This is a genomic window from Laribacter hongkongensis DSM 14985 (assembly GCF_000423285.1).
Classification (GTDB): domain Bacteria; phylum Pseudomonadota; class Gammaproteobacteria; order Burkholderiales; family Aquaspirillaceae; genus Laribacter; species Laribacter hongkongensis.
Genome location: NZ_AUHR01000004.1, coordinates 92,960 through 108,101, shown reverse-complemented (window position 1 = coordinate 108,101; position 15,142 = coordinate 92,960). Strand labels below are relative to the sequence as shown.

The following is a 15,142-nucleotide window of genomic DNA, read 5'->3' as shown; positions in this document are numbered from 1 at the left end:
CCTAGATAATCAGGAAAACAGAATTTCCGCAGTCACTAATTTTTAGCCACTTGCGCTACGTCAAATGAATTTTTCGCTATTTTATCTGGCCCCGTCCGGATCATCCGGTGGGTTCTGTCCGTCTTCGGCTGGAATACGATAGCCTTCGTCGGCCCACTGGCCGAGATCGATCAGCTTGCAGCGCTGGCTGCAAAACGGTCGCCAGGGGCTTTGCGGTCCCCATTCGACGGCAGCACCGCAAGTGGGACAATTGACGATGGTCGGCATGAAGCCTCCTTGTTGCAACGGATAGCGTGCGCGCCGGCCGGCTCAGAAACGGCAGTGCGTCAGGGTAAAAGGAATGTCGGCCGTCACCGGCAGCGCCCGGCCACGCCGCGGGCGGGCCTGGATGAAGCGCACGTTGATGGCGTACTTGTTGGCAGACAGCTCGGGCACGGCATCGGTTCCGGCCTCCAGCGTGACCCGCAGGAGATGTACCGAGCGCCCGCCCGACATTTGCTGGAACTGTCCGCCGCGGGCGACCAGCTCAAAGGTCTTGCCGCTGCGGCGCAGCAGTTCGAGGAGGATGCGGGTGCCTTCGCGCGCCGGCAGCACCGGAGCAATCCAGCCGGCCAGGTCTGCCGCGCGGGCTTCATCCGGCAGGCTCAGCCAGCTGTGGTAAGCCGGCAGCTCAAAGCGTGACACGCCACCGGCCAGCATGGCGCGCTGGCGGATGCTGCTCAGCCACTCGTTTTCGCGGATCGAATGCCCGAGCCGGCTGGCCTGCCGCAGCAACTGGCGCTGGGCCTGGTCGATCTCGGCCAGCAGGGATTCAAGCGCCGTTTCGGAAATGGCCGGGTTGTCACGCAGGGTGTCGAGCAGCTGTTTTTGCCGCTCCAGCTCTTGCAGCAGCTCGCCCTTGATGTCCACCCGCCCCCCCAGCTCGGCAAGGTCAAACAGCGTCAGCAAGGCGGCATGATGATCCAGAGCGGCCCCGGCGGACAGATGGTGGTCAAGGCGTGCGAACAGGTCCTCCAGCCGCAGAAGCAGGCGGACACGTTCGGTTACCGGAAATTCGAAACTAATCACTGGATAGCCGCGTCAAGGCAAGGGGTTTTCAGGAGCTGCACGAAGGCTGGCGGCTCAATTGTAAATAGGAGCGGTGCAGCCCGGCTACCTGAGCCGGCAAGGAATCACGCGCGCCGCTGTTGTCGATCACGTCATCGGCCCGGGCCAGCCGGTCGGCGCGGGACAATTGGGCGGCCATGATAGCGACAACCTGTTCCGCCGCCAAACCGCTGCGTTGCCGGACCCGCTCGATCTGCACCTGTTCGGGGCAATCCACCACCAGCACCCGCTGGCACAATCCGGCAAAACGCCCGCTTTCAAACAGCAGCGGCACCATCAGCACCACATAGGGCGACCGGGCGGCGGCCAGCTCCCGCAGGGCCTCTTCCGCAATCAGCGGATGCAGCAAGGTATTGAGCCGCTCGCGTGCCACCGGGTCACTGAATACCCGCGCCCGCATCACCTCGCGGTCCAGTGCACCGTCCGCCCGCACCACCTCCGTGCCAAACGCCTGTTGCAAAAGCGGCATGGCTGTACCTCCGGGCGCAGTCAGCGAATGCGCAATCGCATCTGCATCCACCACGCAGATGCCCAACCGGGCGAATTCTTCCGCCACGGCACTTTTGCCGCTGCCGATGCCTCCGGTCAGCCCGATGACGCTTGCTGCCATCCTTTCACTCCTTAACCTGTCACCCACAACACCACCATGCCGGCCGTGGCCAGAAACGGCCCGAACGGCAAGGCAGCATCAGCCGGCAAGCGCCCGAAAAGGCGCCCGGCCAGTCCGACCACGACAGCCGCGCCCGCCGCCAGCACAATTACGTCCGGAACCGCTGCCAGCCCCAGCCATGCCCCCAGCGCTGCCAGCAGCTTGACGTCGCCCTGTCCCATGCCTTCACGGCCGGTCAGCCGCAAAAACAGCCGCGCCACGCTCCACAGCAAGACATAGCCGGCCATGGCACCCCAGAGCGCCTCATGCAGGGGGACTCCGGTCACGTCCAGCGAGCTGAAGCCCAGTCCCAGCCACACCAGCGGCAACGTCAGGCAATCAGGCAGCAGGCGGGTTTCCAGGTCGATCCACGCCAGTGGCAGCAAGAAACCGGCCAGTACCAGCGCTGCCAGCAGCTGCGGCGTAGCGCCGAAGCGCCAGGCCAGTCCGCCAGCCAGCAAGGCCGAGACCAGCTCCAGCAGGGGGTAGCGCCACGAAATCGGGGTCCGGCAATGCCGGCAGGCTCCGCGCAGCCACAGCCACGACAGCAGCGGCACGTTGTCCCGTGCCGCGATCGCCCCGCCACAGGCAGGACAGGCCGAGCGCGGCCGGCTCAGGTTGTAGGCCGGTCTTGCCGGTTTCGGCTGCCCCTGCCATGCAGCCCAGTCATCTTCCCAGCGGGCAGCCAGCATGCGTGGCAGGCGATGCACCACCACATTGAAAAAACTGCCAGCCAGCATTCCCAGCAGGGCACACCCCGCAACCAGCCATGCCATCAGCGCCTCCCCGACAGCCGGCCGCAGCCGGAATACCTGCAGTCAATAAAATGAACGGACCGGCAGCAGCAAGGACATGCAGCCCACCATCACTGGTGCTGAATCGTCCATGCCTGACCCGGGCGTACCGCTACAGCGGAATGATACGGACACGCCTGACGCTGCGCTCCCCCGATTGCAGCACTTCAAACACGCACTGGTGCAGCTTGAAGCAGGTGCCGGGCTCGGGAATATCCTGGAAATGTTCGAGCAGCAGGCCATTGACCGTTTTGGGGCCTTCCAGCGGCAGGTTGAGGTCCAGGCTGCGGTTGAGGTCGCGCAACAACATGGCACCGTCAACCAGGATCGAACCATCCTCCTGCGGCAACAGGCGCGACTCGAAGGTCGGGGCAGCCGTGGTGAACTCACCCACCACCTGCTCCAGAATGTCCTCCAGCGTCACCAGCCCCAGCATTTCGCCGTATTCATCGACGACGATGCCGATGCGCCGGTGGTTTTCCTGGAAATTCTGCAACTGGGTAAAGAGCGGTGTGCCTTCGGGGATGAAGTAAGGTGCGCGCAGGATGCCGCGCAGGGCATCCTGGCCAAAATCCCGGTCCATCAGGTGCAGCACCTTGCGCACATGCAGGATGCCGATGACGTTTTCGCTGCTGCCCTCGCACACCGGCAGGCGGGTATGGTGACAGGTACGCAGCTGGGCAACGATTTCGTCGAGGTCATCGTCAATGTCGATCATTTCCAGCTGGTGCCGGGGCACCATTACGTCGTCGACCGTACAGTTTTCCAGCTCGAACAGGTTGAGCAGCATCGAGCGGTGTTTCTTGGCGATGAACTGCCCGCTTTCCAGCACCAGTACCCGCAGTTCCTCGGGTGTCAGCTGGGTCGACTCCGGCTCGGGCTGCACCCGCAGCAGGCGGATCAGCCCCTGCACGAACAGGTTGACGAACCAGACGACGGGATAGGCCACCTTGAGGAGCAGGGTCAGCGGATAGCTGGCCACCACGGCCACCCGTTCGGGGTGCGTGGCGGCAATCACTTTCGGGGTGGCTTCGGAAAACACCAGAATGGCGAACGTGACCAGCACCGTAGCCATGGCCAGCGCCACTTCGTTCTGGCCGACCAGCCGGAAGGTGATGACCGTGGCGATGGAGGCTGCGGCCGAGTTGATGAAGTTGTTGCCGAGCAGGATGACGCCCAGCAGCTTGTCGGTCTGTCCCAAGAGGTTCTTGGCCAGCCTGGCGCCACGATGGCCACTGGCGGCACGGTTGTTGAGGCGGTAGCGGTTGACCGCCATCATGCCGGTTTCCGACATGGAGAAAAACGCCGAAGACATCAGCAGGATGACCAGGGCCAGCAGCAGCAGGGATAAAGGTATGTCGTCCAAGATGGAACAGGAATGCAGGCAGTCAGGATGCCCGAGTATCCGGGCGGAAGCGCAAACCGGTCAAGAAGCCGGCGCAAGGGCATGAAAAAAGCAGCCCGGAGGCTGCTTTTGCACTGACAGGGACAACAGGTCAGAACTTGTGTTCCATGCCCAGCGAGATGGTGCGGGCGTCGTTGTCCTTGTTGTCGGCGTTGGTCTGGGCGAAGCTCAGTTCCAGCATGGTGCGCTTGGACAGGGTGTAGTCCACGGCAGCGATGTACTGCTGGTAGCCGGTGTCGTTCTGCTTCACGCCATTGGCCTTGATGTTCCAGCCCTTGGTGTAGATCAGGCGCGGAGTCCAGTTGCCGATGGTGTAGGCAGCGGTCAGGGTGGCTTCGCTGGTCTTGTATTCGGTACCGCCCACAGCGCTGATCAGTTCGCCGTAGTAGCTGTTGGCCAGGCCGTCACCGATGTACTTGCCAGCCTGGTAGCCAGCGATCACTTGCAGGTTGTTGGCGTTGTAGCCGAACTGCACGCGATGGTTCTGGCCGTCCTTGGCTTCGCCGGCAACTTCACCCTGGTTCAGCCAGCCGGTGTATTCGTAGTCGGCAACAAAGCCAGCGTACTCGTAACCCAGACCGATGTTCCAGGTGTCTTGAGCCTTGGTGGTGTCGGTCTTGTTTTCACCGGCGCCGAACATCACGGCAGCGTTGAAACCGTAGAACACCGGGCTGTCGTAACGGACAGCGTTCTTCAGACGGGTGCCGGTCGGGGTCACGAAGGCGTTGGCGGTAGCCAGCAGCGGGTCAACGTCGCTCATACGGTCGTTGCCGTAGTAGTTCAGGTGACCCAGACGCAGGGTGCCCAGATCGTTGCTCTGGAAGCCCACGAACGACTGGCGGGTGGCAAAGCCGGTGCCGGCCTGTTCGCCGTCAACCTTGAAGCGGCTTTCCAGTTGCCAGATGGCCTTCAGGCCGTTGCCCAAGTCTTCGTTACCCTTGAAGCCGATGCGCGAGGTGTAGTCGGACACGCGGGTGTTGCTCACGCCGTCAAAGCCACGATCGCTTTCGATACCACCGGCAACCTTGCCGTAGATGGTGACGTCGGCCATGGCGGCCATCGGCAGTGCGGCGATTGCCACAGCAATGATTTTTTTCATTGTATTTACTTCCTCGGTTTGAACGACAGGCTGGCAAGCCAGCATCGACCGCGTGTGCTGCGGCGACGGGAGCGACCATACGCAAAGCCAGGCTAGAGCAGCAAACCGGGGCGCTTGACACCGTCAAGGCAGTCAAGCCTTTTTCATAAAACAACCATAACAAGATGATTTTTATGGAAAATAGAAAATTACGATATGTTGCACTTAAACAACATTTTATTAATGTGAATTACGTCACATATAGAACTTTAGACTACAAAAATGAAATAGCAAGGACGAAAACCCTGAAAAACAAACCCCTCGCAAAATGCGAGGGGTTTGCACATACAGCAGGTACAGGCAATACGACCGCCGGCATTCCTGCATGAAGGACATGCCTGATTACATCATGCCGCCCATGCCACCCATGCCGCCCATGTCCGGAGCAGCCGGCTTGTCTTCCGGCAGCTCGGCCACCATGCAGTCGGTGGTCAGCATCAGGCCAGCCACCGAAGCAGCGTGTTGCAGGGCCGAACGGGTCACCTTGGCCGGGTCGAGCACGCCCATTTCCACCAGGTCGCCGTATTCGCCGGTTGCAGCGTTGTAACCGAAGTTGCCGCTGCCTTCGTACACCTTGTTGACCACCACGCTCGGCTCATCACCGGCGTTGGCCACGATCTGGCGCAGCGGCGATTCGATCGCGCGCATCACGATCTGCACACCGGCTGCCTGCTCGGCGTTGATGGTGGCCACTTCCTTCAGGTTGGCACGGGCGCGCAGCAGGGCCACGCCGCCACCGGCCACGATGCCTTCTTCCACGGCAGCGCGGGTTGCGTGCAGGGCGTCTTCGACGCGGGCCTTCTTTTCCTTCATTTCGACTTCGGTCGCAGCACCGACCTTGATCACGGCCACACCACCGGCCAGCTTGGCCAGACGTTCCTGCATCTTTTCGCGGTCGTAGTCGCTGGTTGCGGTTTCGATCAGGGCACGGATCTGTTCGACACGGGCCTTGATGGCGGCTTCGGAACCGGCGCCGTCGATGAGGGTGGTGTTTTCCTTGGCCACTTCAACACGCTTGGCCTGACCCAGCATCTCGAGTGACACCTTTTCCAGCGTCAGGCCGACTTCTTCGGCAATCACGGTGCCGCCGGTCAGGATGGCGATGTCTTCCAGCATGGCCTTGCGACGGTCGCCGAAGCCCGGAGCCTTGACGGCCACGGTCTTGAGGATGCCGCGCATGTTGTTGACCACCAGCGTGGCCAGTGCTTCGCCTTCCACGTCTTCAGCGATGATCAGCAGCGGACGGCCGGACTTGGCGACTTGCTCCAGGGTCGGCAGCAGTTCGCGGATGTTGCTGATCTTCTTGTCGCACAGCAGCACGTACGGATTGTCGAGCTGGGCGATCTGCTTTTCCGGCTGGTTGATGAAGTACGGGCTGAGGTAGCCGCGGTCGAACTGCATGCCTTCGACGACGTCGAGTTCGTCTTCCAGACCCGAACCGTCTTCAACGGTAATCACGCCTTCCTTGCCGACCTTTTCCATGGCCGCAGCGATCTTTTCACCGATCACGGTGTCGCTGTTGGCGGAGATGGCGCCGACCTGGGCGATTTCCTTGGTGGTGGCGCACGGCTTGGCGATGTTCTTGATTTCTTCGACCAGTGCCACGACGGCCTTGTCGATGCCGCGCTTGAGGTCCATCGGGTTCATGCCGGCAGCGACGTACTTCATGCCTTCCTGCACGATGGCCTGGGCCAGCACGGTGGCGGTGGTGGTGCCGTCACCGGCGACGTCGTTGGTCTTGGAAGCCACTTCCTTGACCATCTGGGCGCCCATGTTCTCGAACTTGTCCTTCAGTTCGATTTCCTTGGCAACGGACACGCCGTCCTTGGTGATGGTCGGAGCGCCGTAGCTGCGTTCCAGCACGACGTTGCGGCCTTTCGGGCCGAGCGTGGTCTTGACGGCATCAGCCAGAATATTGACACCCACCACCATCTTGGAACGGGCGGAATCACCAAATTTGACGTCTTTAGCAGCCATGTTCTTACCTCAATCCTGAATTCTGAAAATCTGCGTACAAATGAATGACCGGGAAAATTACTCGACGATACCCATTACGTCTTCTTCACGCATGACCAGCAATTCCTCGCCGTCGACCTTGACCGTCTGACCGCTGTACTTGCCGAAAATCACCTTGTCACCGGCCTTCAGCTCCAGCTGGCGACGTTCGCCGTTGTCCAGCACCTTGCCGTTGCCGACAGCGACGACTTCACCCATGTCCGGCTTTTCAGCAGCATTGCCCGGCAACACGATACCCGAAGCGGTTTTTTCTTCAGCTTCAAGACGCTTGATCACAACACGGTCATGCAAAGGGCGAATAGCCATGGAAACTTCTCCTGTATTGATATACGGGCTCAATATGTTCTGAACTTCATCAGAGGATGAAACGGCTGGTTTAGCACTCATCACTCACGAGTGCCAATGGTAGGGGCGCCCCCCCGACATTTCAAGAGCCGGGGTCACGGTTCTTTTGCAGTCACGATGCACGGACCAGCAAACGGGCCGGCATGACAGCGGTGGATGGGCGAAGCCGGTCATGACCGGGTGATACCGTGTCGCAACATCTGCAACAGGACAATGGAAACGCCGGCAAAACCGGAGCCGGTAGCCAATCAAACGGCTTGTCCGGCACTCAAGCCTGTACCTGGCAGATATCGGCTTCAACACCATGCATCCAGGCCCGGATAGCCTTCGACCTGTACGTCACCGCTCCCGGCAAGAGCGAAAACAGCAAGCTGATTGCATACGGATTTGCATGTTTTATCTCTGACTGACGACCTGAAACAGCTGTGCCACCATGCTGGCCTGAGTCAGGCCCGGCCTGACGGCTTTCGTTGTTTTGTTCCGTATCGTCCATCGCCAGATCAACCTGCACGCCAGCTGCCTTCATGACTTTCAAATCATGGAGTTATTGCATATTGCATTTAAACAGTGAGGCGAGCACACTTTTCAGCATAAACACATATGAATAATTATGAGGAGATGACATTGCTGGACTGGCTGAAACAACGCTACGCCCCGGGACTGACTGCCTACATCACTCACCCGGAGTGCATGGAACACAACGTAGGCGAAATGCATCCGGAAAGTCCGGCACGCCTGATTGCCATCCGGGACCAGCTCAAGGCCTCGCAGATTTTCGACAGTCTGGATGAAATCGAAGCGCCGCAAGCCAGCGACGAGCAGATCGCCCGCGTACACACGCCGCGCTACATCGAATATCTGGAGCTGAGCCAGCCATTGATCGGTACCACCCGCGTGGATTCCGATACGGCCATGTCACCCGCCACCCTGCGGGCTGCCCGGCGAGCCGCAGGCGCCGTCATCAAGGCCGTGGATCTGGTATGTGAAAAAAAGGTCCCCAACGCTTTTTGTGCCATCCGCCCGCCCGGCCATCACGCCGAATCAGCCAAGGCCATGGGATTCTGCTTTTTCAACAATATCGCCATCGGCATCCGGCATGCCCTAGCTGCGCACGGAATCGAACGCGCGGCCATCATTGACTTTGACGTGCACCACGGCAACGGTACGGAGGAAATTTTCCGCGACGAAGACCGCGTACTGATGTGCTCGATCTTCCAGCACCCCTTCTTCCCGTATTCCGGCGATGCTCCCATGGGTCCCAACATGGTCAATGTCCCCATGAAAGCGGGTAGCAGCGGAGCTGAATTCCGCAAGGTTGTCGAGGACATCTGGCTGCCCCGGCTGCTGGAATTCCAGCCCCAGATCCTGTTCATCTCGGCAGGCTTTGATGCACACAGGGAAGATGAGATGGGCTCAATGGGCCTGGTTGAAGCAGATTACGAGTGGGTTACGCGCAAACTGTGCGAATTTGCCGCCGAGCACTGCGAAGGCCGCATCGTTTCGGTCCTGGAAGGCGGTTACGATCTTTCGGCACTGGCCCGCAGCGCCACTGCTCATATCAAGATACTCAGCGGAGCCTGACTGCCGCAGGCCGACCCTGCACCGGTACCCGGCCCGAAAGCCGGGTAATGAAAAACGCCGTACGGCCCTTCCCGGCCATGCGGCGTCTGTTTTCCTGCCTGTCCTGAATCCGGAAGTCCGCGCACCACGCTTCCAGCGCGCTACAGCAGCAGGGCAAATACCAGCACACCCAGCATCGCCAGTGCAGTACCGACCTTGGCGACCGTACCGATGATCAGGCCCACGAACGTGGCCACCCCGACCTTGCCAGCCTGCAACCAGCAGCGACGGGCCCGCCACTCGCCAAGGGCTGCGCCCAGCAACGGCCCCAGCAACAGCCCCGGCAATCCGAAAAATATGCCGACAATGCTGCCGGCCAGCGATCCCCACAGGGCCATGCGGCTGGCTCCATATGCCTTGGCCCCCAGCAGGCCGGCCACAAAATCCACTGCCGAACCGAGAACAGCCAGCACGCCAAGGATGACGAGGCTGATGGTTCCGACCTGCTGGAAATCACCGGCCCATGCAATCAGCAGCGAGCCGGCAAACAGGATCGGCAGCCCGGGCAGGGCCGGCAAGACGGTACCCGCCACCCCCAGCAATACCAGCAGGCAGCCGGCAATCCACAGGAAAGTGATCATTAGGCTTTTTTCACCGGCCCGTGTGCCAGCAACCCCAGCAGCTCCAGCTGGGCGCAATGCGGTTTGCCGCGAGACGTGCGGCGACGGTAATTGCCATCAGAATCCATCTCCCATGCATTCATGTTGTCCGCCAGATAGGGCTTGAGCCCTTCCTTGATGATGCGCTGACGGATCCTGCGGTCGAGAATCGGCACGCAGGTTTCGATGCGACGGAAGAAATTGCGCCCCATCCAGTCGGCACTGGCGATAAAGAGCTCTTCGTCGCCATCATTACCGAAATAGAAGATGCGCGAATGCTCAAGGAATCGCCCCACGATGGAGCGGACGGAAATGTTGTCCGACAGTCCCGGCACTCCCGGTCGCAGGGCACACACGCCGCGTACGATCAGCTGGATCTTCACGCCGGCCTGGCTTGCCTGGTAGAGTGCGTCGATCACGCCCGGCTCCAGCAGGGCATTCATCTTGGCAATGATCTGCGCCGGCTTGCCGGCACGGGCATGTCCGGCTTCACGAGCAATGCGCTCGACCATGCCCGGTTGCAGGGTAAACGGTGATGACAGCAGGTATTTGAGCTTGCTGGCCCGTCCCAGCCCGGTGATCTGCACAAAGAGGTCGTTGACGTCGCTGGCGATGTCTTCATTGCAGGTCAGCAGGCCAAAATCGGTATAGAGCCGGGCAGTACGCGGGTGGTAGTTGCCGGTGCCCAGATGGACATACCGGCGCAGGCAGCCTTCTTCCCGGCGTACCACCATCAGCATTTTGGCGTGCACCTTGTAGCCGTACACACCATATACAACGTGAGCACCGGCATCTTCCAGCCGCTGCGCCCAGCTGATGTTGGCTTCTTCGTCGAAGCGGGCCATCAGCTCGACGATGACCGTAACCTGCTTGCCCGCCCGTGCCGCTGCAATCAGCGACTCCATCAGCACGGAATCGGTACCCGTGCGATAGACCGTCATCTTGATTGCCACTACATCCGGGTCGCTGGCGGCCAGGTTCAGCAGGTCAATCACCGGCTGGAAACTCTGGTACGGGTGATGCAGCAATACGTCCTGCTTGCGGATGACATCCAGCAGTTCGGTTTTTTTGGACAACGCACCGGGCAAGGCCGGGACAAAGGGCGGGAATTTCAGCACCGGTGCATCGACCATGTCCGCCACCTGCATCAGGCGCACGAGGTTCACCGGGCCATCCACGCGGTAGACGTCCTCGCGCTGCAAGGCGAATTGCGCCAGCAGGTACTCCTCCATGTGCGGCGGGCAGTTTTCTGCGATTTCCAGCCGTACGGCCGCACCGTACTGGCGGTGACGCAGCTCGCCCTGCAAGGCCGTGCGCAGGTTCTTGATTTCCTCTTCTTCGACTGTCAGTTCGCTGTTGCGGGTTACCCGGAACTGGTAAAACCCCTTGACGGTCATGCCGGCAAACAGGTCATCAATATGCTCGTGCACGATTGATGACAGGAAAACAAAGGTGTTGGCTCCGGCCAGCTCTGCCGGCAGCCTGATCACGCGCGGCAGGATGCGCGGAGCCTGCACGATGGCGATGCCGGAATCACGCCCGAAGGCATCCCGGCCTTCCAGCTCGATAGCGAAATTCAGGCTCTTGTTCAGGAGTTTGGGAAACGGGTGGGCCGGATCAAGACCGATCGGCGTCAGGACCGGCAGCACCTCGCGTACGAAATAGCTGCGAATCCAGATACGCTGCGCATCGGTCCATTCCGCACGGCGCAGGAAAATGATGCCGGCGTCACGCAGGTCGGGAAGGATATTGTCATGCAACACCTGATACTGCCGCCGGACCAGGGCATGCGCGGCCCGGGCAACCAGTCCGAGTGCCTGCTGCGGTGTCGACCCGTCGGGCAGGACCCGGTCAGGGTTATGCTGGACATTGACCTTGAGCCAGGCCACCCGCACTTCGAAAAACTCGTCCAGATTGGATGACACGATGCCGAGATACTTGAGCCGCTCCAGCACGGGTAGCGAGCTGTCCTCTGCCTGTGCCAGCACCCGGCGGTTGAATTCGATCAGACCGAGTTCGCGGTTCAGAAGCGTATCGGCAGCAGTAGTCACAGCATTCCCCTAAGACAAGGTGGCCTGAAACAGACCAAAACGGAGCGCCAGGCGCTCCGCAATTCTTTGACGTGGCCCGGTACCTTACACGGACGGCGGCACGAAACCTGCGGGCATGTCGGCCCCGGTACCAAAGAAATAGTTTTGCAGTTGCTGGGTCAGATATTGACGCGCACGACTGTCCGCCAGATTAAGGCGGTTTTCATTGATCAGCATGGTCTGGTGGCGAAGCCATGCCTGCCATGCCTCTTTGGACACGTTTTCATAAACCTTTTTGCCCAGTTCGCCCGGCAAGGGGGGAAAATCCAGACCTTCGGCCTCGCGGCCAAGCTTGATGCACTGAACCATGCGTGCCATGACGCTCCTTCTCGTACTGTAATGGGGTTATGTTGCAGTCTTGTGGCCCGAAGCACGAGCACTCCGGTGCCCTGCATCCTGACGGATGATGAACGGCTCAAGATTACAGGTAGATGGCTGCATTGTCGCCGCTTTCAAGCAAGCGAATCCGCTTCTCGCTGACAGGCTGCAAACAACTGGTCCGTATCGTGTGCAGCCGCGCTTGAGCCATCGACAATCACGGTCGGTTCCAGGCGACCGTCCTGGGCACTGGCGTTCCCCATGCCCCACCGCGACATGCCGATGACGTGCAGCCCGGGATCAAAGACCCGCCAGCACCCCTGGGGATTTTCCTTCTTGGCCTGGTACATTGCAGCGTCGGCAGCAGCACTCAGTGCGTCAGCGCAATTGGCATGGTCTGGTGCTACGGCAATACCGATGGAAGCAGAAACACGCCGGGCGACGCCGTCAAACTCGAATTGCAACGCCGAAACGCAACTCTCTATCCTCATCGCCAGACGGGTGGAATCATAGACATCCGCCTCCGGCAGCAGCACTGCAAACTCGTCGCCACCCAGCCGGCAGAAAAGCTCGTCCTGGCGTACGGTCCGGCTGACTGCCCGGGCAATCTCGATCAGCACCTCGTCTCCTGCGGCATGCCCGTGATTGTCATTGATCAGCTTGAAGTCGTTCAGGTCAAACGCCAGTAATCCCATCCTGCGCTGGCGCCGCTCGGCCAGCCTCCACATCCGGTCGATCTCCACCTGGAAACGACGACGGTTGAACACGCCGGTCAGGGTGTCACGCTCGGCCAGAAACACCAGTTGCTCGGCACTGGCCCGGGCAGCGGTTACATCCTCGCACAGCAGCAGGAAACCGTTGTCCTGGCAGCTTTCTCCTCCCTGGATGGCCGCCTGGCGAACCAGTACGATGCGCCCGTCCTCCAGCTTGTACTCCGACTCGGCCGCGCCCTCCTCAGGCCCGTTGCCGGCCAGCGCCGGCAACAGTCCGGACAAAGGACAACCCTTGATCTGCTCGGCCGGAGGCAGGAACCACAGCTGCGAAAACAGCGGATTGGCATACAGCACGCGCCACTCGGCATCAACAAACACCAGACCGAGGTGCAGCGAGGCCAACAGGGTATCCAGCCGGGCCTGCTCCTTGCGGGTATGGTGCAGATGCTGCTCGACCTCGTCCTGGGCGTTGCGCAGGTGGCTGACAGCCTGCTTGAGTGCTTCCCGGGTGGAACGTGCTTCAGTGCAGTCAAGCAGACTCAGGCGCAGTCCCAAGTAGCGGCTGTCGGGAGAATAGATCGGGGTCCAGCTAGCCACCACCCATACGGTACTGCCCGACGCATGCCGGACGCGGAATTCAAACCCCTGTCCCGGCTGGCGGTCGTTCAGCGATACCTGCAGGCCATGGGCCACGCGCGCCCGGTCCTGCGCATGGACCAGATTCAAGAAGGCTGCACTCGGTCCCAGACAGTCGCTGACAGCAAAACCGGTAATCCTGTAAATGGACGGATTGACCCAGGTAATGCTGCCGTCCGGCGCCACCCACAGCTCCCATGCATAGGTATGGTCGGCAATTGCATACAGCGTTTCTTGCTGCCGGTGCAGCGACTCCAGCTGTTCACTGACCCGGTCGCGCATGTTCTCGAAACTGCGGTAGAGCGCCTGGAACTCTCGTGTGGGCGCGGCCGGCAGGCTGACATGACGATCTCCCTCCTCAAAACGGCGGGCCGCTGCCAGCAAACGGCGCAGCGGACGCCCGACCCAGCGCAATAACAGCTGCTGCAAACCCCAGACTCCACTCACTGCCAGCAACAGCACCAGTCCGCCCAGCCACAGCATGTGCCTGACGGTTTGTTGCAGCGGCGAAATGTCCATTCCATAGCGCACGATACCGCCCGTGCTCTGGGGCAAGGCCAGTTGACGATGCCAGACCGGTCCCTGGGCAAGGAATGCCCACAGGTTTTCCGGAAGCTGTTCGTCAAGATCCCGTTCCGGCCCGGTCCTGCCAGTCTGGACACGCACCTTGCCGTTCCGGTCCAGCCATTGCAGATAAGACAGCCCTCCTGCCTGTTCCAGAATGCCGGACCAGGACGGCTGCTCACGGTTTGACGATCCGCCCTGGTCAGCCAGGGCCGCCATGGTCAGCAATGCCCGCACTTCAATGTCACGCTCGGTCAGGCTGTCCCTGACCAGGGTTTGCGCTGCCCATAGCGCCAGGCTGGCCAGAAGGCCGATCAAGGTCACGTTCACGACCAGACCAAGGCATACCAGCCGGGCCTGCAACGTGATCCGGTTCCAGAAAATACGCATGAGATGGGCATCCTGTTTCAGAATACCGGCCGTGATACGCATGCCGGCAGATTTTCTGGTTTGTAGCCCTCAAAACAATTGTCATCAATTGGTATATACACTTACCGGATTGTTTTAAAAGGATAAGTTTTTAACTTGCCGGCCATCCGGGTCAGGGTTGCGGCCAGGGCAGGCGCTCGATCAGCGATGATGCTGCGCGCTCCAGTCCGGCCTGCGGATTGTCTGCTGCCGGAACCGGGGTCGAATAAGTACTGACCGGATGGCCGGCCGGCAACGGCACGGTTTTCAGGTACAGCACCGACTGCTGCTCTGGGACCCAGCCACAATCCAGCGCCACCACACCACCAGGCCCCGGCCACCAGCCATTGCCCCGGCCCCAGCTCATGGCCGCACTCGGGCCACAGGCTCCGGTATATGGCGTCCGGTTCCACACGGTCTCCTTCTGTACTTCGAAGCACAGTCCAACCTGGGGCTCCCTGGCATTCTGCTGCCAGCCCGCCACTGCCAGCCGGGTCTGCAACCACTCGCCAAATCCGATCCCGGCAGCCGGCACGCACTGCAGGACATATTGCGGCGCCGCCATCACGCTCCCGGCCAGCCCCATGCCCAGCAGCAATCCGCTCCATCCCGCCGCTTTCCTGATTCCGTTCATGATCCATCCCTCCAGACACTACCGATACTTCACCATACACCCTGCTCCATTCAGCCGGACTGCACTGGCATGGCTTTTGTCTGTCCTATAGTGAAGTCAGTTATTT

At 60.7% G+C, this 15,142-nt stretch carries 15 protein-coding genes; 1 reads left to right on the top strand and 14 read right to left on the bottom strand.

The genetic code is table 11. The features are described 5' to 3' along the window. Positions 1–81: 81 nt before the first annotated feature. The 9 genes from yacG to G542_RS0105060 form a co-directional block, all read right to left on the bottom strand. On the bottom strand, positions 82–267 hold the full coding sequence (gene yacG / locus G542_RS17865) for a DNA gyrase inhibitor YacG (RefSeq protein WP_012696151.1): 186 nt from the start codon (positions 265–267) through the stop codon (positions 82–84). 42 nt (positions 268–309) lie between these two features. Next, positions 310–1,068 carry a cell division protein ZapD gene (gene zapD / locus G542_RS0105095; protein WP_012696150.1) on the bottom strand — a complete coding sequence of 253 codons (759 nt, stop codon included), beginning with the start codon at positions 1,066–1,068 and terminating at the stop codon, positions 310–312. A gap of 28 nt (positions 1,069–1,096) precedes the next feature. Next, positions 1,097–1,717, bottom strand: a complete 621-nt coding sequence (gene coaE, locus G542_RS0105090; RefSeq protein ID WP_027823560.1) for a dephospho-CoA kinase — start codon at positions 1,715–1,717, stop codon at positions 1,097–1,099. A gap of 11 nt (positions 1,718–1,728) precedes the next feature. Next, a complete protein-coding gene (locus G542_RS0105085; RefSeq protein WP_027823559.1) occupies positions 1,729–2,532 on the bottom strand; it encodes a prepilin peptidase in 804 nt (267 codons plus the stop codon). Positions 2,533–2,662: 130 nt separating this feature from the next. Then, positions 2,663–3,916, bottom strand: a complete 1,254-nt coding sequence (locus G542_RS0105080) for an HlyC/CorC family transporter (RefSeq protein ID WP_012696147.1) — start codon at positions 3,914–3,916, stop codon at positions 2,663–2,665. Positions 3,917–4,046: 130 nt separating this feature from the next. Beyond that, positions 4,047–5,054, bottom strand: coding sequence for a porin (locus tag G542_RS15990; protein ID WP_012696146.1), 1,008 nt, complete (start codon positions 5,052–5,054; stop codon positions 4,047–4,049). A 381-nt stretch (positions 5,055–5,435) separates the two neighbouring features. Further along, positions 5,436–7,070: a chaperonin GroEL gene (gene groL / locus G542_RS0105070; RefSeq protein WP_012696145.1), complete on the bottom strand. Its 1,635-nt coding sequence runs from the start codon at positions 7,068–7,070 to the stop codon at positions 5,436–5,438. Between the two features lie 57 nt (positions 7,071–7,127). Continuing rightward, positions 7,128–7,415: a co-chaperone GroES gene (gene groES, locus G542_RS0105065; RefSeq protein WP_012696144.1), complete on the bottom strand. Its 288-nt coding sequence runs from the start codon at positions 7,413–7,415 to the stop codon at positions 7,128–7,130. Between the two features lie 307 nt (positions 7,416–7,722). Further along, on the bottom strand, positions 7,723–7,980 hold the full coding sequence (locus G542_RS0105060) for a hypothetical protein (protein ID WP_027823558.1): 258 nt from the start codon (positions 7,978–7,980) through the stop codon (positions 7,723–7,725). A gap of 74 nt (positions 7,981–8,054) precedes the next feature. Here G542_RS0105060 and G542_RS0105055 point away from each other — a divergent pair, with 74 nt between their 5' ends. After that, positions 8,055–9,035: a histone deacetylase family protein gene (locus G542_RS0105055; protein WP_012696142.1), complete on the top strand. Its 981-nt coding sequence runs from the start codon at positions 8,055–8,057 to the stop codon at positions 9,033–9,035. Positions 9,036–9,175: 140 nt separating this feature from the next. Here G542_RS0105055 and G542_RS0105050 read toward each other — a convergent pair whose 3' ends face one another. The 5 genes from G542_RS0105050 to G542_RS0105030 form a co-directional block, all read right to left on the bottom strand. Continuing rightward, complete coding sequence (locus G542_RS0105050; protein ID WP_027823556.1) at positions 9,176–9,655, bottom strand: DUF456 domain-containing protein; 480 nt, start codon at positions 9,653–9,655, stop codon at positions 9,176–9,178. Beyond that, complete coding sequence (gene ppk1, locus G542_RS15985; protein ID WP_034985087.1) at positions 9,655–11,724, bottom strand: polyphosphate kinase 1; 2,070 nt, start codon at positions 11,722–11,724, stop codon at positions 9,655–9,657. Before ppk1 ends, G542_RS0105050 begins: the two co-directional genes overlap by 1 nt. Positions 11,725–11,808: 84 nt before the next feature. Further along, complete coding sequence (locus G542_RS0105040; RefSeq protein WP_012696139.1) at positions 11,809–12,081, bottom strand: oxidative damage protection protein; 273 nt, start codon at positions 12,079–12,081, stop codon at positions 11,809–11,811. Between the two features lie 134 nt (positions 12,082–12,215). Next, positions 12,216–14,384 carry a sensor domain-containing diguanylate cyclase gene (locus G542_RS17400; RefSeq protein WP_162142336.1) on the bottom strand — a complete coding sequence of 723 codons (2,169 nt, stop codon included), beginning with the start codon at positions 14,382–14,384 and terminating at the stop codon, positions 12,216–12,218. A gap of 151 nt (positions 14,385–14,535) precedes the next feature. After that, complete coding sequence (locus tag G542_RS0105030) at positions 14,536–15,036, bottom strand: hypothetical protein (RefSeq protein WP_012696137.1); 501 nt, start codon at positions 15,034–15,036, stop codon at positions 14,536–14,538. Positions 15,037–15,142: the final 106 nt, after the last annotated feature.